At 62.5% G+C, this 23658-nt stretch carries 30 protein-coding genes; 15 read left to right on the forward strand and 15 right to left on the reverse strand.

Translation table 11 applies throughout. From position 1 onward, the window contains the following. Positions 1-154: 154 nt before the first annotated feature. The 6 genes from N5A92_RS10345 to aat all read left to right on the forward strand — a co-directional run bounded on the left by N5A92_RS10345 (position 155) and on the right by aat (position 5495). Positions 155-1531 (forward strand): M48 family metalloprotease, encoded by a 1377-nt coding sequence (locus tag N5A92_RS10345; RefSeq protein ID WP_260902428.1) that lies wholly within the window; start codon positions 155-157, stop codon positions 1529-1531. Positions 1532-1582: 51 nt separating this feature from the next. Further along, positions 1583-2335, forward strand: coding sequence for a DsbA family protein (locus N5A92_RS10350; RefSeq protein WP_260902429.1), 753 nt, complete (start codon positions 1583-1585; stop codon positions 2333-2335). Positions 2336-2457: 122 nt separating this feature from the next. Continuing rightward, positions 2458-2898, forward strand: a complete 441-nt coding sequence (gene aroQ, locus N5A92_RS10355) for a type II 3-dehydroquinate dehydratase (RefSeq protein ID WP_260902430.1) — start codon at positions 2458-2460, stop codon at positions 2896-2898. A gap of 37 nt (positions 2899-2935) precedes the next feature. Further along, the gene (gene accB, locus N5A92_RS10360) at positions 2936-3397 is read left to right on the forward strand and encodes an acetyl-CoA carboxylase biotin carboxyl carrier protein (protein WP_260902431.1); all 462 of its coding nucleotides are present in this window, start codon (positions 2936-2938) and stop codon (positions 3395-3397) included. 22 nt (positions 3398-3419) lie between these two features. Continuing rightward, a complete protein-coding gene (gene accC, locus N5A92_RS10365) occupies positions 3420-4763 on the forward strand; it encodes an acetyl-CoA carboxylase biotin carboxylase subunit (RefSeq protein WP_260902433.1) in 1344 nt (447 codons plus the stop codon). A 120-nt stretch (positions 4764-4883) separates the two neighbouring features. Then, positions 4884-5495 (forward strand): leucyl/phenylalanyl-tRNA--protein transferase, encoded by a 612-nt coding sequence (gene aat / locus N5A92_RS10370; protein ID WP_260902435.1) that lies wholly within the window; start codon positions 4884-4886, stop codon positions 5493-5495. A 24-nt stretch (positions 5496-5519) separates the two neighbouring features. Here aat and N5A92_RS10375 read toward each other — a convergent pair whose 3' ends face one another. The 4 genes from N5A92_RS10375 to gatB all read right to left on the reverse strand — a co-directional run bounded on the left by N5A92_RS10375 (position 5520) and on the right by gatB (position 8537). After that, positions 5520-5939, reverse strand: coding sequence for a DUF2155 domain-containing protein (locus N5A92_RS10375; RefSeq protein WP_425248565.1), 420 nt, complete (start codon positions 5937-5939; stop codon positions 5520-5522). Positions 5940-6027: 88 nt separating this feature from the next. Beyond that, a complete protein-coding gene (locus tag N5A92_RS10380) occupies positions 6028-6426 on the reverse strand; it encodes an NADH:ubiquinone oxidoreductase subunit NDUFA12 (protein WP_260902437.1) in 399 nt (132 codons plus the stop codon). 111 nt (positions 6427-6537) lie between these two features. Continuing rightward, positions 6538-7032, reverse strand: coding sequence for a GNAT family N-acetyltransferase (locus N5A92_RS10385; RefSeq protein WP_260902440.1), 495 nt, complete (start codon positions 7030-7032; stop codon positions 6538-6540). A 2-nt stretch (positions 7033-7034) separates the two neighbouring features. Beyond that, positions 7035-8537 (reverse strand): Asp-tRNA(Asn)/Glu-tRNA(Gln) amidotransferase subunit GatB, encoded by a 1503-nt coding sequence (gatB, locus tag N5A92_RS10390; RefSeq protein WP_260902442.1) that lies wholly within the window; start codon positions 8535-8537, stop codon positions 7035-7037. 276 nt (positions 8538-8813) lie between these two features. Here gatB and N5A92_RS10395 point away from each other — a divergent pair, with 276 nt between their 5' ends. Next, the gene (locus N5A92_RS10395; protein WP_260902444.1) at positions 8814-9071 is read left to right on the forward strand and encodes a YjhX family toxin; all 258 of its coding nucleotides are present in this window, start codon (positions 8814-8816) and stop codon (positions 9069-9071) included. A 36-nt stretch (positions 9072-9107) separates the two neighbouring features. Here the strand turns inward: N5A92_RS10395 and N5A92_RS10400 are convergent, their stop codons facing one another. Continuing rightward, complete coding sequence (locus N5A92_RS10400; protein ID WP_260902447.1) at positions 9108-9539, reverse strand: CBS domain-containing protein; 432 nt, start codon at positions 9537-9539, stop codon at positions 9108-9110. A 92-nt stretch (positions 9540-9631) separates the two neighbouring features. Next, on the reverse strand, positions 9632-10357 hold the full coding sequence (locus N5A92_RS10405) for a rhomboid family intramembrane serine protease (protein WP_260902448.1): 726 nt from the start codon (positions 10355-10357) through the stop codon (positions 9632-9634). Positions 10358-10695: 338 nt separating this feature from the next. On the opposite strand from N5A92_RS10405, the gene N5A92_RS10410 reads away from it, so the two are divergent. From N5A92_RS10410 to N5A92_RS10420, 3 genes are all read left to right on the forward strand, one after another. Then, positions 10696-11328, forward strand: a complete 633-nt coding sequence (locus N5A92_RS10410; protein ID WP_260902450.1) for a PAS domain-containing protein — start codon at positions 10696-10698, stop codon at positions 11326-11328. Between the two features lie 151 nt (positions 11329-11479). Continuing rightward, a complete protein-coding gene (locus N5A92_RS10415; RefSeq protein ID WP_260903552.1) occupies positions 11480-12085 on the forward strand; it encodes a PilZ domain-containing protein in 606 nt (201 codons plus the stop codon). 274 nt (positions 12086-12359) lie between these two features. Beyond that, the gene (locus tag N5A92_RS10420; protein ID WP_260902451.1) at positions 12360-12974 is read left to right on the forward strand and encodes a transglutaminase-like cysteine peptidase; all 615 of its coding nucleotides are present in this window, start codon (positions 12360-12362) and stop codon (positions 12972-12974) included. A gap of 109 nt (positions 12975-13083) precedes the next feature. On the opposite strand, the gene N5A92_RS10425 is transcribed toward N5A92_RS10420, so the two are convergent. Beyond that, positions 13084-13611 carry a gamma carbonic anhydrase family protein gene (locus N5A92_RS10425; protein ID WP_260902453.1) on the reverse strand — a complete coding sequence of 176 codons (528 nt, stop codon included), beginning with the start codon at positions 13609-13611 and terminating at the stop codon, positions 13084-13086. 140 nt (positions 13612-13751) lie between these two features. Between N5A92_RS10425 and N5A92_RS10430 the strand changes: the two genes are divergently transcribed. Further along, positions 13752-14489, forward strand: coding sequence for a hypothetical protein (locus tag N5A92_RS10430; RefSeq protein ID WP_260902456.1), 738 nt, complete (start codon positions 13752-13754; stop codon positions 14487-14489). A 114-nt stretch (positions 14490-14603) separates the two neighbouring features. On the opposite strand, the gene N5A92_RS10435 is transcribed toward N5A92_RS10430, so the two are convergent. The 6 genes from N5A92_RS10435 to N5A92_RS10460 all read right to left on the reverse strand — a co-directional run bounded on the left by N5A92_RS10435 (position 14604) and on the right by N5A92_RS10460 (position 18604). Then, positions 14604-14813 carry a DUF3126 family protein gene (locus tag N5A92_RS10435; protein ID WP_159591833.1) on the reverse strand — a complete coding sequence of 70 codons (210 nt, stop codon included), beginning with the start codon at positions 14811-14813 and terminating at the stop codon, positions 14604-14606. Between the two features lie 113 nt (positions 14814-14926). Then, positions 14927-15745: a serine O-acetyltransferase gene (cysE, locus tag N5A92_RS10440; protein WP_260902460.1), complete on the reverse strand. Its 819-nt coding sequence runs from the start codon at positions 15743-15745 to the stop codon at positions 14927-14929. A gap of 115 nt (positions 15746-15860) precedes the next feature. Beyond that, positions 15861-16730: an alpha/beta fold hydrolase gene (locus N5A92_RS10445; protein WP_260902463.1), complete on the reverse strand. Its 870-nt coding sequence runs from the start codon at positions 16728-16730 to the stop codon at positions 15861-15863. After that, positions 16727-17482: an alpha/beta fold hydrolase gene (locus N5A92_RS10450; RefSeq protein WP_260902466.1), complete on the reverse strand. Its 756-nt coding sequence runs from the start codon at positions 17480-17482 to the stop codon at positions 16727-16729. The genes N5A92_RS10445 and N5A92_RS10450 overlap by 4 nt, the downstream gene beginning before the upstream one ends. 24 nt (positions 17483-17506) lie before the next feature. Next, positions 17507-17980, reverse strand: a complete 474-nt coding sequence (locus tag N5A92_RS10455) for a DUF192 domain-containing protein (protein WP_260902467.1) — start codon at positions 17978-17980, stop codon at positions 17507-17509. 27 nt (positions 17981-18007) lie between these two features. After that, a complete protein-coding gene (locus N5A92_RS10460; protein ID WP_260902469.1) occupies positions 18008-18604 on the reverse strand; it encodes a cold-shock protein in 597 nt (198 codons plus the stop codon). Between the two features lie 226 nt (positions 18605-18830). Here N5A92_RS10460 and N5A92_RS10465 point away from each other — a divergent pair, with 226 nt between their 5' ends. Further along, a complete protein-coding gene (locus N5A92_RS10465; RefSeq protein ID WP_260902470.1) occupies positions 18831-19271 on the forward strand; it encodes a VOC family protein in 441 nt (146 codons plus the stop codon). 94 nt (positions 19272-19365) lie between these two features. Continuing rightward, positions 19366-20898 (forward strand): acyl-CoA carboxylase subunit beta, encoded by a 1533-nt coding sequence (locus tag N5A92_RS10470; RefSeq protein ID WP_260902471.1) that lies wholly within the window; start codon positions 19366-19368, stop codon positions 20896-20898. Here N5A92_RS10470 and N5A92_RS10475 read toward each other — a convergent pair. Further along, complete coding sequence (locus tag N5A92_RS10475) at positions 20895-21188, reverse strand: hypothetical protein (RefSeq protein ID WP_260902473.1); 294 nt, start codon at positions 21186-21188, stop codon at positions 20895-20897. The two genes, N5A92_RS10470 and N5A92_RS10475, sit on opposite strands and share 4 nt — an antisense overlap. 247 nt (positions 21189-21435) lie before the next feature. Here N5A92_RS10475 and N5A92_RS10480 point away from each other — a divergent pair, with 247 nt between their 5' ends. Beyond that, positions 21436-21672: a hypothetical protein gene (locus N5A92_RS10480; RefSeq protein WP_260902475.1), complete on the forward strand. Its 237-nt coding sequence runs from the start codon at positions 21436-21438 to the stop codon at positions 21670-21672. 40 nt (positions 21673-21712) lie between these two features. Here the strand turns inward: N5A92_RS10480 and N5A92_RS10485 are convergent, their stop codons facing one another. After that, positions 21713-22054, reverse strand: a complete 342-nt coding sequence (locus N5A92_RS10485; RefSeq protein ID WP_260902477.1) for a hypothetical protein — start codon at positions 22052-22054, stop codon at positions 21713-21715. A gap of 238 nt (positions 22055-22292) precedes the next feature. On the opposite strand from N5A92_RS10485, the gene pncB reads away from it, so the two are divergent. Next, complete coding sequence (pncB, locus tag N5A92_RS10490) at positions 22293-23597, forward strand: nicotinate phosphoribosyltransferase (protein ID WP_260903553.1); 1305 nt, start codon at positions 22293-22295, stop codon at positions 23595-23597. Positions 23598-23658: the final 61 nt, after the last annotated feature.

The following is a 23658-nucleotide window of genomic DNA, read 5'->3' on the forward strand; positions in this document are numbered from 1 at the left end:
CGATCACGTATGATGTCTTCCGGTGAGGAGTTGCCTCATCGGCCGCCGGCTGGACAAGGACGCCGTCATGCCAAGGAATCACAAGGGCTTGATCGCGCTTTTTGCGCCTTTTCCTTGCCACGAAGCTCGATTACCAGTCCCCGCCATGTCGACCATGTCCAGTCTCGTTCGTTTCTTCCAGGTCGTGACCGCGTTGCTTGCCATTGCCGGTTTCCTGTCAGCAACGTCGGCAGCCTATGCGCAGCGTAATGTGCCCGTGGTGCGCGACGCGGAGATCGAGGCGCTGGTGACCGAATATGCCGCACCGATCCTAAAGGCGGCAGGGCTCAGCGGTTCGGGCATCGAGATCGTCCTGGTCAACGACAACAACTTCAACGCCTTCGTCGCCGGGCGGCGCATCTTCATCCATACGGGTGCGCTTTTGGCGGCGGAGACGCCCAACGAGATCATCGGCGTGATCGCTCACGAGGCGGGCCACATCGCCGGCGGGCACCAGCATCGGCTGCGCGAGCAGATCGCCCGCGCCCAGACGATGGCCGTGGTCGCCGCCCTGTTGGGCGTCGGCGCCGGGATAGCCGGAGCGGCGAGCGACATCGGCGGACTGGCGCAGGCCGGACCCGGGCTTGCAATCGGCGGTGCGGAAGCGGCCCGCCGTAGCCTTATGGGTTACCAGCGCACTGAGGAGGCCACCGCCGACCGCTCGGCTCTCGACTATCTGGAGGCGACTGGGCAGTCGGGCCGCGGCATGCTGAAGACCTTCGAACGGATGGCCCGTGACGTGGCTCTTTCGGGCGTCAACGTCGACCCTTACCAAGTCAGCCATCCCATGCCGCGTGACCGCATCGCAAACCTGCAGACGCTGGTCGAGCAAAGCCGTTACCGCGACCGCACGGATCCCCCTGCCCTGGTCCTTCGCCACAACCTGATGCGGGCGAAGATCGCCGCCTACACAGCCGGCCCCAATGCAGCGCCGCGGCTTTTCCGCGACAACCCACGGGGCCTGCCGATGCTTTATGCGGAGGCCACGTCGAGCTTCCTGAACGGCAATCCGCGCGATGCCCTTGCCAAGATCGACCGCTTGATCGCCGCTCAGCCCGGCAATCCCTATTTCCATGAGCTGCGCGGCGAAATCCTCATCAAGGCGAACCAACCGCGCGAGGCGGCCGCCGCTTATGCCAGGGCCGTCGACCTATCACCATCGCCGTCCGGCCTCCTGCAGGTGGGCTACGGCCAGGCGCTGTTGGCGACGGGTGAGCCCGACCTGGTGCGCCAGGCCGCTACCCAGCTCAAGGCGGGGCTGTCGCGCGAACCCGAATACGTCAATGGCTACCGCTTCCTCGCCCAGGCCTACGGCCAGACAGGCGATATCGGCGCGGCGGAGCTTGCCACGGCGGAAGGGAGCTTTCATGCCGGCAATCACCGCGAGGCGAAGATTTTTGCCGCACGCGCGCAGATGAAACTGCAGCGCGGCTCTCCGGACTGGCTGCGTGCCCAGGACATCATCGATTACCGCGCGACGGGCGAAAGGTGAGTGTTTGACCCTCTCCGTCCGCCACTCGAACAGCCCGCGAAGGAAGGTTCCATGAGAAAGACTGTTTTTGCCGCCGCAATGTCGGTTCTTGCGGCTTCAGGCTTGGCGCTGGATGCGGCGCGGGCCGAGGAGCATCCCGAGGCCGGCTTTACCCGATCCGAGATCGAGGGCATCGTGCGGGAATACCTGCTCTCCAACCCGGAGATCATGTACGAAGTACAGGCGGCGCTGGAGGAAAAGCAGCGCCGGGAGCAGGAGGCGAACAGCCAGAAAGTGCTAGCGGAAGCTTCCGACGATATCTTCAACAGCCCCTATGACGGCGTGGTCGGCAACCCCGAGGGCGACGTCACGGTCGTCGAGTTCTTCGATTACAACTGCGGCTTCTGCAAGCGGGCGCTGAGCGACATGGAAACGCTTGTCGAGAACGACAACAACCTGCGCTTTGTGCTCAAGGAATTCCCCATTCTGGGGCCGGACTCGCAAAAAGCGCATGTGGTCTCCATGGCCTTCCGGGCGCTGATGCCGGAGAAATACGGCGAGTTCCATACCAGATTGCTGGGCAACAACGGCCGCGCAACGGAGGAGAGCGCGATGAAGATCGCGCTCGAACTCGGTGCTGACGAGGCGGCGCTGCGCGAGGAGATGAAAAGCCCCGAGATCGCCGAGGCCTTCAACACCACATACGAACTCGCTAACAAGCTCCAGATTACCGGCACGCCTTCCTATGTCGTCGGCAAGGAGATCGTCTTTGGCGCGCTTGGAGGAGACGTGCTGAGCGAGAAGATCGAAAACGCACGGCAATAAATCAGGTACCGCAAACTGTCGCCCTTCCTTTGTGGACAGCCGCAGAAGCGGCTTGCGGTCTTTCCGGCGTGGCTTAAGCCGACTATAGAGAGCGGCGGCATATGCATGCCGGGGAAATCATGATGGCAAAGACAATTTATATTTTAAACGGGCCGAACCTGAACATGCTCGGCAAACGGGAGCCGGGCATTTATGGCGGCAAGACGCTGGCCGACATCGAGACCGATTGCCGAAAGCGGGCTGCGGTGTTGGAGCTTACGACGGAGTTCCGCCAGTCGAACCACGAAGGCGCCCTCGTCGACTGGATACAGGAGGCCGGCGAAAAGAACGCTGGCGGCATTGTCATCAACCCGGGCGCCTACGGCCATACTTCGATCGCCCTTCACGATGCCGTCCGCGCCGTTAACCCCCTTCCCGTCATCGAGGTTCACTTGTCGAACATCCACGCCCGTGAACCGTTTAGACACCAATCAATGATAGCGCCAGTAGCAGTCGGCATGATATGCGGCCTCGGCCCCATGGGCTATACGCTGGCGCTTGAGGCACTGGCGGCACGCTTATAGGTCTCCGAAGGTGCGGCAAGGCAGGACGAAAAGAGATATGTCAATGAAGAAACCCGGAGTCGACCAACAGCTCATCCGCGACCTGGCGAGCATCCTTGATGAGACCCGTTTGACCGAGATCGAGGTGGAGGAAGGCGATCTGCGCATCCGCGTGTCGCGCCAGTCCCCTGCGGCACAAGCATCTGTGGCCGTTCCGCCCGCGCCCGCCGCGATACAGGCACCCGCCGCCAAGGAGGAGGCGCCCTCTCCGGCTCCCGACACCTCGAAGAATGCCGTGCCCTCACCCATGGTCGGCACCGCCTACCGCTCCTCGGCTCCCGGCGCCGATCCCTTCGTGGAGGTCGGCCAGCAGGTTGAGAAAGGCCAGACGCTGCTTATCATCGAGGCCATGAAGACGATGAACCAGATCCCATCGCCCCGCGCCGGCACGGTGACGGCGATCCTGTTCGAGGACGCCCAGCCGGTGGAATACGGGGAGCCTCTGGTTGTCGTCGATTAATCGTTCAGGGGCGCCTCGCACAATGTTCCAGAAGATCCTCATCGCCAACCGCGGCGAAATCGCCCTTCGGGTCCTGCGGGCGGCCAAGGAACTCGGCATCCAGACGGTCGCCGTCCATTCCACCGCTGATGCCGAGGCCATGCATGTGCGGCTGGCCGACGAAAGCGTGTGCATCGGTCCGCCTGCTTCACGTGACAGCTATCTTAATATCCATCAAATCGTAGCGGCCTGCGAGGTCACGGGTGCCGACGCCATCCATCCCGGCTACGGCTTTCTTTCGGAAAATGCCAAGTTTGCCGAGATTCTCGCCGCCCACAACATCACTTTCATAGGCCCGTCGGCCGAGCACATCCGCGTGATGGGCGACAAGATCGAGGCCAAGCGGACAGCCAAGCGACTGGGTATTCCAGTGGTTCCAGGCTCCGAGGGGGCGGTACGCGACGACCGCACGGCCAAGAAGATCGCCGCCGAGATCGGATATCCGGTCCTCATCAAGGCGTCGGCCGGCGGCGGCGGGCGCGGCATGAAGGTCGCCCGCACGGAGGCCAACCTTTCCGAAGCCCTATCGACCGCCCGCTCGGAAGCGGGTTCGGCCTTTGGCGACGACGCAGTCTATATCGAGAAATATCTGGAAAAGCCGCGCCATATCGAGGTGCAGGTGGTGGGAGACGGCATGGGCAAAGCCGTACATCTGGGCGAGCGTGATTGCTCACTGCAGCGCCGCCACCAGAAGGTCTGGGAAGAAGCCAATTCTCCGGCATTGAATATCGAGCAGCGTACGCGCATAGGCGAAACGGTTTCGAAGGCGATGGCCGACCTCGGCTATTCGGGCGCCGGCACGATCGAATTTCTGTACGAGGACGGCGAGTTCTACTTCATCGAGATGAACACGCGCCTCCAGGTCGAGCATCCGGTGACGGAAGCGATCACCGGCATCGATCTCGTGCACGAGCAGATCCGCGTCGCCTCCGGCGGCGGCTTGTCGGTGCGCCAGGAGGACATAAGCTTCAACGGTCATGCCATCGAATGCCGCATCAACGCCGAGGATCCGAGGACCTTCGTCCCCTCGCCCGGCACAATCTCCCATTTCCATACACCCGGCGGACTCGGTGTGCGCGTCGATTCGGGCGTTTATTCCGGCTATCGCATCCCGCCCTACTACGACAGTCTCATCGGCAAGTTGATCGTGCACGGGCGCAATCGCGTCGAATGCATGATGCGGTTGCGCCGCGCGCTTGACGAATTCGTCGTTGACGGCATCAAATCAACGTTGCCCCTGTTCCAAGAGCTGGTTGGCAATGTCGATGTGGCGAATGGCGACTATGATATTCACTGGCTGGAGAACTACCTGGCCGACCACCATTAGGCGGGATCATCGTTTCACGGACCCGATGATCCGGCCCAATCTCCTGCTTTGTCGCGTTTCCGGACGGAAAACCGGTTTCCACTTTTCCCGGAATTGCTCTAGCGAGCGGGTGGTGGCGCGATGACGCGCCCCTTCGCACCCGGCTACCGTATCCCGCCGGATCTGCTCCTGCGGGCCTATGCGACGGGCGTTTTCCCCATGGCCGAGCATGCTGACGATCCGGAGGTCTTCTGGGTGCGGCCGGAAGCGCGCGGCGTGATCCCGCTCGACAAGTTCCACGTGCCACGCAGCCTGAAGAAGTTCATACGCCAGGAGCCTTATGAGATCCGTTATGATTCCGATTTCTCGGGCGTCATCGCGGCTTGCGCCGAGCCTGGCGCAGATCGGCAGGATACCTGGATCAACGCACCTATCCGCGAGGCCTACACCGCACTCTTTGAGCGCGGGCACTGCCATACGGTCGAGGCCTGGCGCGAGGGGCGGCTTGCCGGCGGTCTCTACGGTGTAACCCTGGGACGCGCCTTCTTCGGCGAGAGCATGTTCTCGCGCGAGGCGAATGCCTCCAAGGTCTGCCTCGTGCACCTCGTGGACCGGTTGAACGCGCGCGGCTTCGTGCTCCTCGACACCCAGTTCACCACGCCGCACCTGAAACGTTTTGGCGCTGTCGACGTACCGCGCCGGCGCTATGAACGGCTCCTGGCGGAGGCGCTGGAGGGTGAAGCGGTATTCTGAGGATGGCTGGCCGGCTAACAGGCCTCAGTTCGTCTCAGGCGGCGGCACGTCGGATTCTTGCTTACACGCCTTCAGCCACACGTCGTAGACGGCATGCTCCACCGCGTTCAGCCCCGGGCTCTCGGCGAACATCCAGCCGCTGAATATGCGCTGGATTTGGCGGTCGAGCGTGATCTCGTCCACCTCGACGAAGGCGTCCGTCTTGGGCTCCTCCGTCTCGGGCGAGCTGTAGCACACGCGCGGCGTGACCTGCAGGGCGCCAAACTGCACCGTTTCGTCCATGTAGACGTCGAAGCTGATGATACGGCCGGTGATCTTGTCGATGCCGGAGAATTCGGCGACGGGATTCTTGATCCGCTCTGCCTGTGCCTGGCCGGCAAGTCCGGCGAGGGCACAGACGGCAATCGCAATTCCAGTAGGCGACAACCAACGCGCTCGTATCATTCTTCTCGACCCCACCCTCAAGCGTTTCCGCTTCGGCTTTCGTAAATCGCCATTGGGCCTATTGCGCAAATGTGGCGAGAAAACAGGTTCAGCCGCCGGGCGTCCAGGCGTCGTAGTCGCCGGAAACGCGCGGCCGCTCCTCCTTAGTCAGCGCCGAGCCGCGCGGCCGGTAGGCGGCCGGCGTGCCGGTCAGGTTCGGCAGATGCGGCTTCTGCCACTCGCGCGGGGCGTAGTTCTCGGCCACTGGCGGCGTGTCCACCTTGTAGTGAAGCCAGCCATGCCAGCCCGGCGGCACCATGGAGGCTTCAGAATAGCCATTGTAGATCACCCAGCGGCGCGTGCGGCCTTCCGAATCGGTCCCGCCCTCGTAGTAGACGTTTCCGAACTCGTCCTCGCCCACGCGGCTGCCCTTACGCCAGGTGTGGAAGCGCGTGTTGAGCGTCGCGCCGTTCCACCAGGTAAAGAACTGAAGCAGGAATCTTTTCATCGCTCTCCTCGTGGGCAGCGCAGGTGATGGCCGGATGTTCGCCTTATGGCGGCGAAGCGGGACGAAGGCAAGGCCCCCGCGCGGTTTCGCCGCCGTCATTTCGGTTTGCACCTAGAGAGCGGTCGGGCGCTCGAGGACTGCCGCTCCTATACCCGAGCCCTCCTTACCGCAATCGGCCGTAGTGCCGACTTTCGAGAAGCCTTTGGCACGATAAAAGGCGGTAGCCTGCACATTGGCTTCCTCCACCTCCAGCCGAATCCGCCGGGCATCGGGAAAGCAGCTTTCCACCTCGCCCAGCAGAAGACTGCCGACACCCTTGCCCTGATGCGCCGGTTTCACGTAGAGCTGGTGCAGCATCACCGTCTCGCCCTTGTCGATGGCGCTTGCAAAGGCCATCCCGATAATCTCCCGCCCGTCGTCGACAAGGACAAATTCCGAATCAAGGCGTTCGAGGCGTGCCTTCAACGATGGGAGCGAGTGCCAGTCGTCGGTGATTTCGGCGACGCGCTCGGTGCCGTAGATGGAATCGTAGGTCGCATGCCACGTCTCCACCAGGAGCGCGCGAACGGCCTTAAGGTCGCGTTCGCCGGCCGATCGCAGGAACACCGCTAGTCCTCCAGCCCCAGCTTTGCTTTCACCAGCGCATTGACGGCTTGAGGGTTGGCCTTGCCGCCGGTCGCCTTCATCACCTGGCCGACGAACCAGCCGGACAACGTCGGCTTGGCCTTGGCCTGCTCCACCTTGTCGGGATTGGCGGCGATCACCTCGTCAACGGCCTTTTCGATGGCGCCGGTGTCGGTGACCTGTTTCATGCCGCGCTCTTCGACGATGGCATTCGGGTCGCCGCCCTCGTCCCAGACGATCTCGAACAGCTCCTTGGCAATCTTGCCGGAGATGGTGCCGTCTTTGATGAGGTCGATGACGGCGCCGAGCTGATCCGGCGAAACCGGTGTTTCTTCAATACCTTTGCCGGCCTTGTTCAAGGCACCCAAAAGGTCGTTGATGACCCAATTCGCCGCCGCCTTGCCGTCGCGGCCGGCCGCTACCTTCTCAAAATAGTCGGCAACGGCTTTCTCTGAGACGAGCACGGATGCATCATATTCGGACAGGCCGAAGCTTTCGATGAAGCGCGCCTTCTTCTCGTCCGGCAGTTCCGGCAGTCCGGCGGCGAGCGCCTCCACGTAGGCCTGATCGAACTCCAGCGGCACGAGGTCGGGGTCTGGGAAATAGCGGTAGTCGTGCGCTTCCTCCTTAGTGCGCATGGAGCGCGTCTCTCCCTTTGCCGGGTCGAACAGCCGCGTCTCCTGCACCACCATGCCGCCGTCCTCGATGATGGCGATCTGCCGGCGTGCCTCCGATTCGATCGCTTGGCCGACGAAGCGGATAGAGTTGACGTTCTTGATCTCGCAGCGCGTGCCGAAGGGTTCGCCCGGCCGGCGCACCGACACATTCACGTCGGCGCGCATGGAGCCCTCGTCCATGTTGCCGTCGCAGGTGCCGAGGTAGCGCAGGATGGTGCGCAGCTTGGTAAGGAATGCCTTGGCCTCGTCCGCCGAGCGGATGTCCGGTTTCGAGACGATCTCCATCAGCGCCACGCCGGAGCGGTTCAAATCGACATAGGACATCGTCGGGTGCTGGTCGTGCAGGGACTTTCCCGCGTCCTGCTCAAGGTGCAGGCGCTCGATGCCGACCTCGATCTCCTCGAAGCTGCCGTCCTTGGCCGGTCCCACCGAGACGATGACGATCCCCTCGCCGACGATGGGCTGCTTGTACTGGGAGATCTGGTAGCCTTGCGGCAGGTCCGGATAAAAGTAGTTCTTGCGGTCGAAGACCGAGCGGTGATTAATCTCGGCCTTCAGTCCCAGTCCGGTGCGGATCGCCTGCTTGACGCATTCCTCGTTGATGACCGGCAGCATGCCGGGCATGGCGGCATCGACAAGGCTGACGTTGGAATTGGGCTCGGCGCCGAAGGCCGTCGATGCGCCGGAGAAGAGCTTGGCGCGGGAGGTCACCTGCGCATGAATTTCCATGCCGACGATGATTTCCCAATCGCCGGTGGCACCGGGAATGAATCGCTTGGGATCAGGCGTGCGCGTGTCGATGATCGTCATGAGCCGTGCGTTGCGTTTCCAGAGAGGTTACGAATGCGGTACGCAGCGTTCGCTAGACCAAACCCGGGAGCCTGACAAGCCAAGCCTTTAATTCAAGCCCCTCTTGCGCTATGGGAGCTTTCCGCAGAGGGAATTTTTATGTCCATCATCCTGGAGACCTGCTGACGCCCTGCGCTCCTTTACGGGCCAGGGCGAAAACCAAAGCAGCCCCGCGCCGGCCGGCGCGGCATTGGTGCTGGCGCCATGTGCGCCGCAGGTTTTCCAGGATCTCAAGAGATGGACATTTCCCGCGCGGAACAGCGCATCCTTCACATATTGGCGCAGGGTGGCCGCATCGCCGTTGAAAAGGACGAGAGTGGCCGCATCGTAGCGCTCACCTGCATCACCCGCGACGGCTGGTATTCTCCCGGCCTCGATCTCATGCTTTTCCGCAAGATCAAGCGCAAGCGTGCCATAGCCTCGGCAAACGGCGGTCCCTACCGTATCACGCGGCGCGGGCTGCAGCTCGTGCGCGCTCAACCGGATAACCGTTGAGTGCAAGGGGGCCGCCGGCGGCGGCCTCCGATACGGTCAGGCTGTGGCGATGTAGGTGCGGATTTCCTCCGCCTCGCGCTCGACCTCCTGGATGCGGCGCTTCACAACGTCGCCGATGGAGACAATACCAGCAAGCCGTCCATCCTTTTCCACCGGCAAATGGCGGAAGCGGCCCTCGGTCATAATCTGCATGACCTCGTTGACCGTGTGCTCCTCGCGGCAGACCTTGACGCGCGCCGTCATCACTGCCGAGACAGGTTTTTCCAGCGCACCCGGCCCCTCGCGGGCAATGACGCGCACGATGTCGCGTTCGGAAAGAATGCCGCTGATGCGGTCGTCACCGGACTTGACCACGATCGCGCCGATGCCGCGATCGGCAAGCAAGGCGGCCGCCTCGCCCAGCGTCTTATCGGCGGCGATGGTCACAACATCGCGGCCCTTACTGTCCAAAATGGCCTTCACCGTCATGGGCATCCTCCTCTTGCAGCAGCGACCCACGCCCCAACGGGTTCTGCGGGAAGGATGTTGCGACGACCTGACGCAGTTTGCAAGGGCCGGGATCAACCCATTGGACGCCGGTCGAAAAGGCCGATGGCGAAGAATCCGACGAGGAAGCCGCCGATATGCGCCTCCCATGCGATTCGGGGTACGCCACCGGCGCCCGAGCCGAGTCCGACGATCAGGTTGACGGCAAACCAGACCGCCAGGAAGACCACCGTCATGCGTGAGCGCAACACCAGCGAGAGCGGCAGGACCGGTCCCGTGAACCCCGGCTTTCCGGCACTGCGGTCGATGTGGAAGGCGAACCGCGCCGCTGCCCCCATCATGCCCGACACCGCCCCCGACGCGCCGACCAGAGGGGCCGCGTCATAGGGGTGGAGGACGAAATGCAGGAAGACGGCCGCGAGCGCCGTCGCACACCACAAAAGCAGGAAGCGCATCGTGCCGATCCGGTTCGCCAGCGGTGAGCCGAAGGCGGCTAGCCAGATCATATTGACCGCCAGATGCGCTACTCCGCCGTGCAGGAAGGCGTAGGTGAAAGGGCTGACGAGCGCATAGACGTCAAGCGGATAGCCTCCCGTGTAGCGCAACGGCAGGAAGGCGAAATGCACGATTACGAGCAAGTCCTCCTGCCGGGTAAGCAAAAAGGCTCGAATCAGATGGACGGCCATGCAGATACCGATGAGCGCGGTTACGACACCGGCCAGATTGAAGACCGGCTCGCGGTGGCGGGGCTCTTGCCGGTCCTCCGTTTCGGCGTCGGTGGGCTTCGTGCCGTCGTCCATGCGTCCCGCTTCGGTGAAAGATTCTGATTGTGCGGTACCAGAGATATGCGGAAAACAGAAGCCGCCCAGCGTTTCCACTGGACGGCTTCCGGCCGAGTCCCCTACCCCGCCATATCCGTTGCAAGCGGCGTGCCATTTCTTTCTTCTTCGGCTTTCCCGGTGCCTTTCCCCTCCGGCTTCAGCGGCGCAACTATTTGTTAACCCTAACAAATCCTTCTCGTGCACAACCTGTCTCAAGGCTGGCACGGCACCTGCATCTTGCGCCATGTAGAGGATCGGAGCGCTGCTCCTGTCCTCCTCTGGGACAGGAACGGAATTTCACGATGGGACCGGTAGGCATGAATCAGGACGGATCGATGGCGCTGTTCCAATATTGGAACAGGCTGCGCGGCAACCGCCCCGCCCCGCGGCGCAGCGAAATTGAGCCAGCCGACATCAAGGCTCTCCTGCCCGACACATTCATTCTTGAGTGCGACGCACGCGCCGCACCGGTCTTCCGCCTCGCCGGCACGCGGCTGTGCGCGACTTACGGCAAGGAGCTCAAGGGGCATTCCTTCGCCTCCCTCTGGAGCGAAAGGGATCAGCCGGCGGTCAGTCGCCTCGTGCGCCACGCGCTGGATGAAAAGGCGGTAGCCCTGATCGCCTTCGAGGGCTTGAGCCGCGAAGGCCGCATCAACAGCTTCGAGCTCATCGTCCTGCCGCTCGAGGGCGGTCGCCAGAGCGTGCGCGCACTGGGGGCGGTGCAGCCGCTGATGAACCCGTTCTGGCTCGGCGCCGACCCGATCGTCGAAAATCGTGTCGAAAGCTTCAGCCTGACCGACCCGGACCACGAGCTCCAGTTTCTGAAGAACAGGCCCACCATGCCGGTCCCCCCGCTGGCGCCTGAAGGCGATGCGCTGGCATCGCGGTTGGACGAGGGCGGGCGGCGTATCCGTCATCTCGTGGTCTTTCAGGGCGGACGGCGTGCCTAGATTTAAGGACCTGGAGCCTAGATTGTGCATCCAAAACGGATGCGCCGCTCTCCAGGCCCGCCTTACCCGTTGTTAACACTTAGGGCATAGCGTCTTCGGTATTATCGGCCGACTTGCCTCTCGGGCGGCCGGAAAGGCGAAAGCGATGACGATGCCCGCGGCTATAAACCCGATCTCTCCAGGTGCCGAAAGAAGAGACTTTCAGCGCGTGAAAGTGACAGTTTACGGCCGCTATATGTTGCAGGACCGTTCCGAGTATCCCTGCCGGGTCACGGAGATGTCGCCGGGAAACGCGGCACTGGCCGCCGCGCGGGCCGGCCGTCCGGGTGAGCGGGTCGTCGCCTATCTCGACCATATCGGCCGCATTGAAGGTCGCATCACGCGCCTTCTGGATGACGGCTTCGCGATGACCATCACAGCCTCGGAAAGAAAGCGCGACAAGCTTGCCGCGCAGCTTACCTGGCTTGCCAACCGACACGAATTGGACTTGCCGGAGGATCGCCGGCACGAGCGCATCACACCGCGCAATCCGATCAGCGCTTTGCGCATGCCGGACGGGAGCGAGCACTCGTGCCGCGTTGTCGACCTTTCCCTATCGGGTGCGGCGATCGAGATCGACGTCAAGCCGGAGATCGGCGCGGAAGTTTACCTCGCTGCCATGCGCAGCCGGGTGGTACGCCACTTCGATGACGGCATCGCGATCGAGTTCGCCGTCGTCCAGGAGCAGAACGCGCTCAGGGCCAAATTCTCGAACTGAGAACTTCTGCCGGTTCGGGTCAGCTAAGCAAATGAAGCCCATGCCGTCCCGCGCGGCCGCACTGCCGCGTCTTCTCGGAAAGCGCTCTCCTTCCTTCATCCAATGCCCGGTGAGCGGGCGGGCGTTCATGCTTAATATCGGGTATAGGTAATTGGTGCGATTTTATACTTTGAACGTTACCACAAAGCAGAAAATTTGAGCTTATTTATACTTCCGGTCTTTGCCGGGAATAAATCGGAACCTGTCATTGTCTCTCTGAACGGGGAGACGAACAATGGTAACGACAAAACGGGTTCCGCTTCTGGCGGTCGCGGCGGTTCTGCTTGCTTCTTTGACGGGGGGTGCCGAGGCGGCTTCCGACATCATGCCGACCGGTGGGCGGGCTACGCAGCCGGTCGGCCACTATGAATTCTGTCAGCGGCAGCCGGCCGAATGCGGTCGCACGGCGTTCAATGCCGCACCTGTGGAACTGACGCGCAGTCTGTGGGCAAGGCTGATCGAGATCAACAACACGGTCAACGGCTCCGTCGTCCCGCGCACCGACGTGGAGCTGTGGGGCATCGAGGAGCATTGGTCCTATCCCGACCTTTACGGCGATTGCGAGGACTACGTGCTGGAAAAGCGCCGGCTTCTTATGGAAGCAGGCGTGCCGGCCGCCAACCTGCTCATCACCGTGGTGCGCCAGCCGAACGGTGACGGCCATGCGGTGCTGACGATCAGCACCAGCATGGGCGATTTCATTCTCGACAATCTGGAGCCGCGCGTCCTCGCCTGGTCGGAAACCGACTATCAGTATCTGAAGCGCCAGTCGGCGCGCCACGCGGGTCAATGGGTCTCCATCCATGACGGGCGTGCCGTGGCTGTCGGCAGCGTCTCGTCTAACCGCTGAACATAGGGAAACCCGGTCGAGTCCCCACCTCCCCGTCCCCAACGACCGGGTTAGGAGCCGGCCCTCCCCTGGGCCGGCTCCGCTTTTTTTTTCAGCGGATGAGATCGGATCAGGCGGGCTTAAGGCCGCGGCGGAAGCGCTTGGCGTTTTCGACATAGTGGGCGGCGGAGGCGCGCAGCATGGCCACCGCTTCTTCGTCGATTTCACGCACGGCCCTGGCCGGCGCGCCGACGATCAGCGAACGATCCGGGAATATCTTACCTTCGGTCACCAGCGCGCCGGCGCCGACGAGGCAGTCATTGCCGATTTGCGCCCCGTTGAGCACGATGGCGCCCATGCCGATCAGCGTGTTATCGCCGATGGTGCAGCCGTGCAGGATGGCCCTGTGGCCAATGGTGCAGCCGCGCCCGACGGTAAGCGGAAAGCCCATATCCGTGTGCATGACCGTCTGCTCCTGCACATTGGTGTCGTCGCCTATGAGGATCGGCTCATTGTCGCCGCGCAATACGGCGCCGAACCAGACGCCGACGTTGCGGCCGATGTGAAGCCGGCCGATGAGTGTCGCGTCGGGCGCCACCCAGCCGGTTTGCTCGTCCGTGAACTCGGGGTTTTCTCCATCGAGCGCGTAGATCGGCATGGCTGCGGGTCTCCTTTGGCGGGGCGGCGGGAGGATAGGCCCGGCCCGGCACTCCCTGCAAGCCCGTGGGGAAGGACTTCTTTACCTGCCGTTTACCGTAACAACGCAATGGTTTTTTGCGTTTCTTCAGGAGGTTCTCCGTGCAGGCTCGGTCGTCAACATTTCCCGGTTTCGCCGATATCGCGCCGCGCCGCGCGACACCACTCTCCCACCTGCTTTACGCACTCCTGGCACTCGCGCTCCTCTCGCTGGCCATCGGGATTGGCGGAAAGTGGTTGGGCCGCACCATCGTGCCCGCAGGCCATACCGATTCTCGGCAGGAGCGCGAGATCGTCGTCGGCAACAACGTCTTCCTCGTGCCGGAGAATGTCATCCGCTTCGAACGGATGCGCAGGGACGGTGTCCAGAGCCGGCTCGACCTTTACCTGCGCTGGCCCGATATGGAGGGCTATACGCTTGCGGCCCAAGACGATTTCAACCATTCAAGCGAGAAAAGGTCGATTGTCTTCATATCGTTCGAGCCACGTGCCTTCTCGCGTGACATGAGCGGCCGACTGGAGCCGATCTATCGCCACCTGCTCACGCCTGGCGCGCGGAATGGCCCGGCCGGCCTCAAGCTCCATGGCTTCAAGGAAGAAGCAGGGTTTGTGGACGAGGTCCTGGTAGTCGGCGAGCGGGAGCCGGAGGCGCCATTCGTGGCCCGATGCCTCACCGGTGCGATGGCGACGCAGTCGCTGGCGCCTTGCGAGAGGGACATCAATTTCGGCGACGGTCTCAGCCTTGTCTATCGCTTTCCCGAATCCCTGCTGGGCGAGTGGCGGAATCTAGACAGGGCGATGCTGGCGAAGGCGGAAGCTTTGTTGCAAACAGTCGACTAAACAATTCCAGGAAACGTGAAAGCCGGTCTTGCACCGGAATTACAAGGCAACGGGTTGGATCGGGTTCATCGATTCTGTAAATCGACCCGATCCAAGGGTAGAGCCCGGCCGCATCTACTCCAGGTCGATGTCGAGGATGGCCATCGAGAAATTGTAGGACAGCTCGCCCTCGTCTTCGTCCCGGAAAATGATGCCGAGAAACTCGTCACCGACATAGAGCTCGCAGGAATCCTCCTTGCGCGGCCGCGCCTTGACGCTCAAGGTCGGGTTGTTGAAGGTGCGCTTGAAATAGGCGTCGAGCTTTCTGATTTCTTCCGGCTTCACAAACTTCTCCGCTGGCTGTTCTTTTCGCCGCCAGCGCTTCTGGCATGGCGGCGACGCGGCTGTAAACCCTCAAACGGTAAAGGGCGAGCCGAAAGAAGCGCGGGAACGTCCGCCTATTCCTGCCGCAGGAGCTGGTCCATGGCCCGCGACGGCTCCTCGCAACCGGCCTCGCCGATGATGCGGGCGGGTACGCCGGCGACCGTTTTGTTCGGCGGAACGGGCTTGACCACGACCGAGCCGGCGGCGACCTTCGTGCAATGGCCGATCTCGATGTTGCCGAGGATCTTGGCGCCGGCGCCGATCAGAACGCCGTGGCGGATCTTTGGATGGCGGTCGCCCATCTCCTTGCCGGTGCCGCCGAGGGTCACACCCTGCAGGATGGAGACGTTGTCCTCGACCTCCGCCGTCTCTCCGACGACGAGGCCCGTCGCATGGTCGAGGAATATGCCCTTGCCGATCTTCGCCGCCGGGTTGATGTCGGTCTGGAACACTGCCGAAGAGCGGCTTTGCAGGTAGAGCGCGAAGTCACGGCGGCCCTTCCGCCACAGCCAGTGGGCCAGACGGTGCGTCTGGATGGCGTGGAAACCCTTGAAATAGAGCACCGGCATGATGAAGCGGTCGCAGGCGGGGTCGCGGTCGTAGTAGGCTTGGACGTCGACGCGCACGACCGCGCTCCAGTCCGGTTCGTCCTCCCACATAGCCTGGAAGGTCTGGCGGATGAGGTCGGCGCCGAGGTCGGGATGGTCTAGCCGTTCGGCGACCCGGTGGATGACAGCGTCCTCGAGCGAGGCGTGATTGAGCACCGTAGCATAGAGGAATGCGGCCAACAGGGGATCGTTGTCGACGGCCGCCTTTGCCTCGGCGCGGACCTCGGACCAGATGGGATCGACATGCTGTGGCGCGTCGGTGCGTACGGCATTTCTGGCCGTCATGAGCTTTCTCCCCTGCTGCGGGTGCGTTCAGGCTGGCCAACATAAGGCACAAGTGCGGCCGATTGAACTGCAAAATGCTTGAACAATGGTCAAGGAGAATTGATCACCGGTCGGATCAAGCAGCCTTGTTGCCGGTGAGGAAGTCGAGAACGGCGCGGGAGAAGACGTCGTTGCGGTCGCCGGCGACCATATGGCCGGCGCCGCCGACGTCGACATAGGAGGCAGAAGGCGTGCGCTCGACGAATTCGCGGGCGTAGGCCTCGTGGACGAGCTCCGACTGGACGCCACGCACGAGGAGGACGGGCAGCATGAGGCGGGGCAGCGCGTCGAAAATTGTCTGCATCAGCGCATCGGCACCGACATTGATGTTGTGCGCGCCCTTGATGAAGGCCGGATCCCAGTGCCAGCGGTAGCGGCCGTCGGCGTCGAGGCGCAGGTTCTTGCGCAGGCCCTCCAGCGAGCGCGGACGGCGGCGATGCGGCAGATAGGCCGTAATGGCGTCGGCAGCCTCTTCCAAGGTCGAAAACCCCTCCTCCATACGGGCGCCCATGAAGCCTTGGATGTGGGCCACGCCTTCGGGGTCCATGCGCGGGGTGATATCGACCAGGATGAGGGATTCGAGCAGATCTTCATCGTCTGTCTGAGCTGCGAGCGAGGCCAGCCCGCCGAGCGAGGCGCCGACGGCGGAGGGCCGGGCGTGGAAGCGCTCGGCGACCTGGCGGGCAACAGCGGCCATGTCTTGAGCAAAATGCGCGAAGGTGTAGTTGCCGCTTTCAACCCAGGCGCTTTCGCCGTGGCCGCGCTGGTCGACGGCGATCGCCCGCATGCCGCGTTCGGCGATGCTGCGGGCGGTGGCGTCCCAGGCGCGCCGTGTCTGGCCGCCGCCGTGCAGGAAGATGACCGGGTGGCCGCCGCCGTCCCACAGCGTGGCGGCGAGGCGGTTACCCTCGGCGCCGGTGAAAGCGATCTCCCGCGGAGCGTTCACAGAGGGTTCTCCTTCAGGAAATCGAGAACCCGCGCCTTGAAGGTGCGGTCACCGACCGACAGCATGTGGTCGCGGCGTTCGACGGCGAAGGCTTCGCCGTGGGGAAGCATATCAGCGAGCGGCTCGGGCGCCCCGGCGATATCGTCCTTGGTGCCGACGGCGACGAGTGCGGGCTGGGTGATCTTGGCGACATCGTCGGGGGTGAGGAGCTTGCGCGAGGTGGAGATGCAGGCGGCGAGCGCCTCGCGGTCGCTCTCCGTCTGGTCGGCAAACGTGCGGAACATGCGGCCGCGCTCGTGGGTGATGGTGGCGGGGTCTTCGGCGAGCAGCGCGTCAGCGATGTCGTCCCACTCGCCGACACCCTCGACCATGCCGATGCCCAGGCCTCCGAAGACCACGGTGGCAACACGCTCGGGATTGGTCAGCGCCAGGAAGGCGGTGATGCGGGCGCCCATCGAATAGCCCATGACGTGGGCGCGGGGGATATCGAGATGGTCGAGGAGCGCTGCTGCGTCCGACGCCAGCTTTTCCGGTGTGTAGGCTTCCGGGTCATGGCTTTTGGTGGAGCGGCCGTGGCCGCGGTTGTCGAGGGCGGCGACGCGGTAGCCGGCGTCGCGCAGGGTCTTCACCCAGCCGGTCGCCACCCAGTTGACGAAATGGGTGGAGGCGAAGCCATGGATGAGGAGGACGGGATCGCCCTCCCCCTCGTCGATGAAGCCGATGTCGAAGCTGTCATGGGAGAAGAACTGCATGCGCCCCGCAAAGCTCTCGCCGCCTCAGTTGTCGCTGGCGACCGCATCGATAAGCGGATGGCGGAGGCGGTCGCCGATCTCAATCCCGGCTTTCTGCGCGGTTCCCGCTTTCAGTTCAAGCACAAACTGCGCGGCGACCGGCGGCGCGATACTGTCGGTGGAGAACGGCTCGCCTTCCTCGATTGCCCTCACCTTGCCGTCCTCGCCTATGAAGAGAAGGTCGAGCGGCATGGGCGTGTTCTGCATCCAAAAGCCAAGCCGGCGGCTTTTCTCGAAGACGAAGAGCATGCCGTGGTCGTCGCTCATGGACTGGCGGAACATCAGGCCGCGAGCGCGCTTTTCGTCGGTGTCGGCGATTTCGATGGCGAAACGCTTCTCGCCGTTCGCGGTCTCGGCTACCAACGGATCCGGGTGGAGAGGAAGCAGCATCGGCTCCTGTGCCCGCGCGGCACCGATGTGGAACGCGAGCACCAGGAGAAACGACAGGATGTAACGCATGAACTCCTCCGGACAGGGCAAGCCAGCTTAATGGGCCACTGGCAACGTGCCCATATCCGGGTGAACTTCGGCAGCCATAAGGCCTTTCTCGCCGCGTCCGTACCGCACAAGCACCACTTGGCCAGGGCGCAGCTCCGTGATGCCGTAGCGGCGCAGGGTCTCCATATGGATGAAGATGTCCTCCGTCCCCTCCCCGCGCGTGAGGAAGCCGAAGCCTTTCGTGCGGTTGAACCACTTCACTAGGGCTCGCTCGAGCCCGCTTTCGGGCGTCACCGTGACGTGGGTGCGCTGGGCCTGGTCCTCGGCCGGATGCGTGGCGGTCGAAGTGTCCATGGATAAAATCTGGAAGGCCTGGAGGCCCTTTTCGCCCTGGCGGGCCAGACAGACGACGCGAGAACCGCTGAGCGCGGTTTGGAAACCGTCGCGCCTGAGGCAGGATACATGCAGGAGCACGTCCCCTACGTCCGGGCCGTCAGGCAGGATGAAGCCGAATCCCTTGGCCACATCGAACCACTTGATCGCGCCAGATATCTCGATGAGATCCGACGTTTCTTCAGAATTGCCCGCCCCCCGGGCCTTTTCCTTGCTGGCAAGCCCTCGTGTCGTCGAGGAATTATCCTCCATGCGCTTTGCCTTCCCTCAAGTCCGCTGGACTGATTCTGTCCGCTGAGGATAGCATCGGTTGTTCAGGCCTTAGCAAGACCTGCGCGGGTATTTTCAACAGCGCCCGTGCATTAGCGCAGCCCGTTGTGATGCTGCCATAAAAGACAGCTTCATCATTTGGCCATTGCCCGGCGCGCCGCCCGCGCCCTATGTTCGGCTCCTGTCACGACAAGAAGGGAATTGAAGAATGCGCTATCTGCACACCATGGTCCGCGTCCGCGACATCGACGAATCCCTCGATTTCTACCGCAATAAGCTCGGACTGGTGGAAAAACGGCGCTCGGAGAACGAGAAGGGCCGCTATACGCTCATCTTCCTGGCAGCGCCCGACGATGTGGACATGGCCGAGGAAACCCAGGCACCGCTGGTGGAACTTACCTACAACTGGGATCCGGAGGACTACCAGGGTGGGCGCAATTTCGGCCACCTCGCCTATGAAGTGGACGACATCTACGAGACCTGCCAGCGCCTGATGGACGGCGGGGTCACCATCAACCGCCCGCCGCGCGACGGCCGCATGGCCTTCGTGCGCTCACCAGACGGCATCTCCATCGAGCTTCTGCAGAAGGGCGAGGCGAAGGCGAAGGCCGAGCCGTGGGCGTCGATGGAGAACACCGGCGCGTGGTGATTGGGTGAGACAATAGGGATTTGGGCAGCGAGGCAGGCGGCGGCAACAGTATCTCCAGCTCCTGCTGCCTTGCCGCCCCATCCGAGGGAGGGATATGAAAGAGGTTCTCAAGGAGCTTGAGCGGCGGCGCTCAGCCGCCCGCGCCGGTGGCGGCAAGAAACGCATCGACCACCAGCACGCGAAAGGCAAACTGACGGCGCGCGAGCGGCTGGAGGTGTTTCTCGACGAAGGCTCCTTCGAGGAGTTCGACATGTTCGTCGAGCATCGCTCCACCGACTTCGGAATGGAGAAGACGAAGTTCTACAGCGACGGAGTGGTTACCGGCTGGGGCACCGTGAATGGCCGGACGGTCTTCGTCTTCGCCAAGGACTTCACCGTCTTCGGGGGGTCGCTGTCGGAGGCGCATGCCGAGAAGGTGATGAAGATCCAGGATATGGCGCTGAAGAACCGGGCGCCGATCGTCGGCTTCTACGATGCCGGCGGCGCACGCATCCAGGAAGGTGTGGCTGCACTCGGCGGTTATGCCGAGATATTCCAGCGCAATGTTCTGGCCTCCGGCGTCATTCCACAAATTTCCGTCATCATGGGGCCATGCGCGGGCGGCGACGTCTATTCACCGGCCATGACAGACTTCATTTTCATGGTGCGCGGCACCTCCTACATGTTCGTGACGGGACCGGACGTGGTGAAGACCGTCACCAACGAGACGGTGACGGCGGAAGAGTTGGGTGGGGCGCATATCCACACCACCAAGTCCTCCATCGCCGATGGCGCGTACGACAACGATATCGAAGCGCTTTTGCAGATGCGCCGATTGATCGATTTCCTGCCTGCCTCCAATACAAGCGAAATTCCCGAGATCGACTTTCACGACGATGTCGAAGAGCCCGACCATTCGCTGGACCGCCTCGTGCCGGCCAACGCCAACAAGCCGTACGACATCCGCGAACTGATCCTGAAGACGGCGGACGAAGGTGATTTTTTCGAGATCCAGGAAGGCTTCGCCAAGAACATCGTCACCGGCTTTGGGCGCATTGAAGGCCGCACGGTCGGCTTTGTCGCGAACCAGCCCATGGTGCTTGCAGGCGTGCTCGATGCCGATGCATCACGCAAGGCCGCGCGCTTCGTGCGCTTCTGCGACTGCTTCAACATTCCGTTGGTCACCTTCGTCGATGTTCCGGGCTTCCTCCCCGGCACCGGCCAGGAATATGGCGGCCTCATCAAGCACGGGGCGAAGCTCCTGTTCGCCTACGGCGAGGCGACGGTGCCGAAGGTGACGGTGATCACGCGCAAGGCATTCGGCGGGGCCTACGACGTGATGGCTTCGAAGCATCTACGCGGCGACATCAACTATGCCTGGCCGACGGCGCAGATCGCCGTGATGGGCGCCAAGGGCGCGGTTGAGATCATCTTCCGCAAGGACATCGAAGACGCCGAGAAGATCGCAGCGCATACGCGCATGTATGAGGATCGATTCCTCTCGCCCTTCGTCGCTGCCGAGCGCGGCTATGTGGACGAGGTCATCACGCCCCATTCGACGCGCCGCCGCGTGGCGCGCGCGCTACGCATGCTGCGCGGCAAGGATTTGAGCAACCCCTGGAAGAAACACGACAACATCCCGCTTTAGGATTGACCTTGCGGCGGCCTAAGTCCGCGTGGCTGCGTCCGCTTGGGCTTGGCGCGCCTCGGCTCGATTATATTCCCGGTGGTGCCTTGAAAGAAGATTGCAGCACCCATTGCCAGCGCTGCCGTCATTACCTGCGCTTCGAGTTCTGCCAGACTAAGGTCCTCGACCGGATGGCGCTCCTTTATCTCCGACGCGACGGCCGGCACGTTGACCGTGCCTTCGCGGTGCAATGCACGCTTCACGGCAAGCTGGAGTTCCGTTAGCAGACTGTCCGAGTACTGCCTTGCCATTGCCCGCATCCTGTTGATCCGCCGCATCCGAACGATCAGCGGCCGTACAGAATAGGACCTTCCATCTCTCTATTCAAGAACTTTTCTTTTTATTTCAATTATTTAGTAGAATGAGCGCAATGCTTGGACCATACCAGTGTGGGTTACGAAGCCGATTACTCATTATGCGTTCTTGACTAACTGGCCGGCGCACCCACATATTTCGCACGCACTCAGCGACAATGATTGTTCCTGGTGGAGGTGAGGCTTGTCGACACTCGAGCGACCGGAACGCCTGCAAATCATGCTGAGCCCCGAAGAGCTGCAGGCGCTGGAGGATTTCAGGTTCGAAAACCGCATGCCGAGCAGAGCCGCGGCGGTGCGGGAACTGCTGCGGCGCGGCTTGCAGTCAGGGGGATTCCTGAAAGTCGCCGCTGGCGCAAAATCGCAGGATTTCGGCGTCATAGACAATGATGCGACCGATCTGCCGCAGAACGATTCCTGATGTGCGGCGCGCCGCTGGTTCGGCGGCGGTGCCTCCTGCGCTAGAAAAGCTTCGGGGGCACAAACAGGCAGATGGTGCGTGAGTTGTCATCGCCGGCAACGGAGCACCAGTGATAGACGCCGTCGGGCGATTCCTTCACGCGCCGGTCCGTATAGGCTACCACCTCGCCGGTCGGATTGATGACGTAGCCCTCTGGCCGTTCAGACACCAGCTTGGCAGGTATCTCGCGGCAGTCCTGGTTGGAGCAACAGGCGTAGGGATATGCCCAACCAGACTTGGCTTGGTGCGCAAAGCTTGAATCGGATAAGGCGGGAAGTATTAGCGGCAGCAGCAGTGTGGCGGCAAATCCGCGAGAAAGGAAGGTCGAGAGTGAGCCGTTCATGGCTATTCCTCAAGAGGTTGTTCCTCCCAGGATCAGTCTCCTCCCGGCTCGTTAATCTTTTATTAGTAATGCCTAACATGATTCCTGGACTCGTGGCGATATAACGCTGCGCCTTGTTGATCGTTCCATTGCGGCACAACCTATTCCCTGCCGCCCGCGTCATTGACATTTTCGCCTTGGCGGTGTGGGTTCCGGGCAGATTACGCAGAGCGGACGGTGGCGAGGTAAAATGGCTAGCATGACAAAGACCGATCTCGCGCGCCGGGTCTACAATCACACATGGAAGCTCGATCCGATCTGCCGCAGCTTGTTGGACACGGATTTCTACAAGCTCTTGATGCTGCAGATGATCCGCGGCCTCTACCCGGATGTGAACGCCACCTTCTCGTTGATGAACCGCAACAAGAAGGTGCAGCTTGCGGCCGAGATCGACGAGGGGGAGTTGCGCGAGCAACTCGACCATGCACGCACCATCCGCTTCACCAAGAAGGAGATGATCTGGCTGGCGGGCAACACCTTCTACGGCCGCAAGCAGATCTTCCAGCCCGATTTTCTCGCCTGGCTCGCTGATTTCCGATTGCCGGAATATGAGCTTCGGCGTCACAACGGACAGTTCGAGCTGCACTTCCACGGGCGCTGGGAGGAAACCACCATGTGGGAGATTCCGGCGCTCGCCATTATCAACGAACTGCGCTCGCGCGCAGCCATGCGCTCGCTCGGCCCCTTCGCGCTGGACGTGCTCTACGCGCGCGCCAAGGCCAAGGTATGGTCGAAGGTGGAGCGGCTGAAGCGGTACCCCGACATCCGCATCTCGGATTTCGGCACCAGGCGGCGCCACTCCTTCCTGTGGCAGCGCTGGTGCGTGGAGGCGCTGAAGGAGGGGATTGGCGAGGCATTTACCGGTACCTCCAACGTGCTCCTGGCGATGGACACGGATCTGGAGGCGCTGGGTACCAACGCGCACGAGTTGCCCATGGTGCTGGCAGCGCTTGCCGATACGGAAGAAGAGCTGAGGGCAGCGCCCTACCGAGTGCTCGAGGACTGGCAGACCTACTACGGCGGCAATCTTTTGATCGTTCTGCCGGATACCTTCGGCACAGAGGCCTTCCTGCACGCAGCACCCGACTGGGTGGCCGGTTGGACCGGCTTTCGCCCCGACAGCGCACCGCCCGTCGAGGGCGGGGAACGCATCATCTCGTGGTGGAAGGAGCGCGGCCAGGACCCGCGCGAGAAGCTCCTAATCTTTTCCGACGGGCTGGACGTCGATACTATCGAGCGGACGCATCGGCACTTCAAGGGCCGCGTGCGCACGGCCTTCGGCTGGGGCACCAATCTCACCAATGATTTCGAGGACTGCGCGCCGAAGGAGATTGACAGCCTCAAGGCTATTTCCATGGTCTGCAAGGTAAGCGAGGCGAACGGAAGACCGGCGGTGAAGCTTTCGGACAATCCGGAAAAAGCGACCGGCGATCCGCAGGCAATAAAGCGGTATCTGGAGATTTTCGGCAGCGAAGAGCGCGTGCGGCGGCCCGTCACAGTCTGAAGCGGTTAACAGAAGTCACCACCTGTCACTGCCCCCTGGCCCGGTGGCCGTGCGCAGCGAG

The organism is Chelativorans salis, from assembly GCF_025336525.1.
GTDB classification, from domain to species: domain Bacteria; phylum Pseudomonadota; class Alphaproteobacteria; order Rhizobiales; family Rhizobiaceae; genus Chelativorans; species Chelativorans salis.

Excerpts from the sequence above, each read along its gene's own strand:
- N5A92_RS10345 (WP_260902428.1), top strand. The coding sequence starts at position 155 with ATGTCCAGTCTCGTTCGTTTCTTCCAGGTCGTGACCGCGTTGCTTGCC.
- N5A92_RS10350 (WP_260902429.1), top strand. The coding sequence starts at position 1,583 with ATGAGAAAGACTGTTTTTGCCGCCGCAATGTCGGTTCTTGCGGCTTCA.
- aroQ (WP_260902430.1), top strand. The coding sequence starts at position 2,458 with ATGGCAAAGACAATTTATATTTTAAACGGGCCGAACCTGAACATGCTC.
- accB (WP_260902431.1), top strand. The coding sequence starts at position 2,936 with ATGTCAATGAAGAAACCCGGAGTCGACCAACAGCTCATCCGCGACCTG.
- accC (WP_260902433.1), top strand. The coding sequence starts at position 3,420 with ATGTTCCAGAAGATCCTCATCGCCAACCGCGGCGAAATCGCCCTTCGG.
- aat (WP_260902435.1), top strand. The coding sequence starts at position 4,884 with ATGACGCGCCCCTTCGCACCCGGCTACCGTATCCCGCCGGATCTGCTC.
- N5A92_RS10375 (WP_425248565.1), bottom strand. The coding sequence starts at position 5,939 with ATGATACGAGCGCGTTGGTTGTCGCCTACTGGAATTGCGATTGCCGTC.
- N5A92_RS10380 (WP_260902437.1), bottom strand. The coding sequence starts at position 6,426 with ATGAAAAGATTCCTGCTTCAGTTCTTTACCTGGTGGAACGGCGCGACG.
- gatB (WP_260902442.1), bottom strand. The coding sequence starts at position 8,537 with ATGACGATCATCGACACGCGCACGCCTGATCCCAAGCGATTCATTCCC.
- N5A92_RS10395 (WP_260902444.1), top strand. The coding sequence starts at position 8,814 with ATGGACATTTCCCGCGCGGAACAGCGCATCCTTCACATATTGGCGCAG.
- N5A92_RS10400 (WP_260902447.1), bottom strand. The coding sequence starts at position 9,539 with ATGACGGTGAAGGCCATTTTGGACAGTAAGGGCCGCGATGTTGTGACC.
- N5A92_RS10405 (WP_260902448.1), bottom strand. The coding sequence starts at position 10,357 with ATGGACGACGGCACGAAGCCCACCGACGCCGAAACGGAGGACCGGCAA.
- N5A92_RS10410 (WP_260902450.1), top strand. The coding sequence starts at position 10,696 with ATGAATCAGGACGGATCGATGGCGCTGTTCCAATATTGGAACAGGCTG.
- N5A92_RS10415 (WP_260903552.1), top strand. The coding sequence starts at position 11,480 with ATGCCCGCGGCTATAAACCCGATCTCTCCAGGTGCCGAAAGAAGAGAC.
- N5A92_RS10420 (WP_260902451.1), top strand. The coding sequence starts at position 12,360 with ATGGTAACGACAAAACGGGTTCCGCTTCTGGCGGTCGCGGCGGTTCTG.
- N5A92_RS10425 (WP_260902453.1), bottom strand. The coding sequence starts at position 13,611 with ATGCCGATCTACGCGCTCGATGGAGAAAACCCCGAGTTCACGGACGAG.
- cysE (WP_260902460.1), bottom strand. The coding sequence starts at position 15,745 with ATGACGGCCAGAAATGCCGTACGCACCGACGCGCCACAGCATGTCGAT.
- N5A92_RS10450 (WP_260902466.1), bottom strand. The coding sequence starts at position 17,482 with ATGCAGTTCTTCTCCCATGACAGCTTCGACATCGGCTTCATCGACGAG.
- N5A92_RS10455 (WP_260902467.1), bottom strand. The coding sequence starts at position 17,980 with ATGCGTTACATCCTGTCGTTTCTCCTGGTGCTCGCGTTCCACATCGGT.
- N5A92_RS10460 (WP_260902469.1), bottom strand. The coding sequence starts at position 18,604 with ATGGAGGATAATTCCTCGACGACACGAGGGCTTGCCAGCAAGGAAAAG.
- N5A92_RS10465 (WP_260902470.1), top strand. The coding sequence starts at position 18,831 with ATGCGCTATCTGCACACCATGGTCCGCGTCCGCGACATCGACGAATCC.
- N5A92_RS10470 (WP_260902471.1), top strand. The coding sequence starts at position 19,366 with ATGAAAGAGGTTCTCAAGGAGCTTGAGCGGCGGCGCTCAGCCGCCCGC.
- N5A92_RS10475 (WP_260902473.1), bottom strand. The coding sequence starts at position 21,188 with ATGGCAAGGCAGTACTCGGACAGTCTGCTAACGGAACTCCAGCTTGCC.
- N5A92_RS10485 (WP_260902477.1), bottom strand. The coding sequence starts at position 22,054 with ATGAACGGCTCACTCTCGACCTTCCTTTCTCGCGGATTTGCCGCCACA.
- pncB (WP_260903553.1), top strand. The coding sequence starts at position 22,293 with ATGACAAAGACCGATCTCGCGCGCCGGGTCTACAATCACACATGGAAG.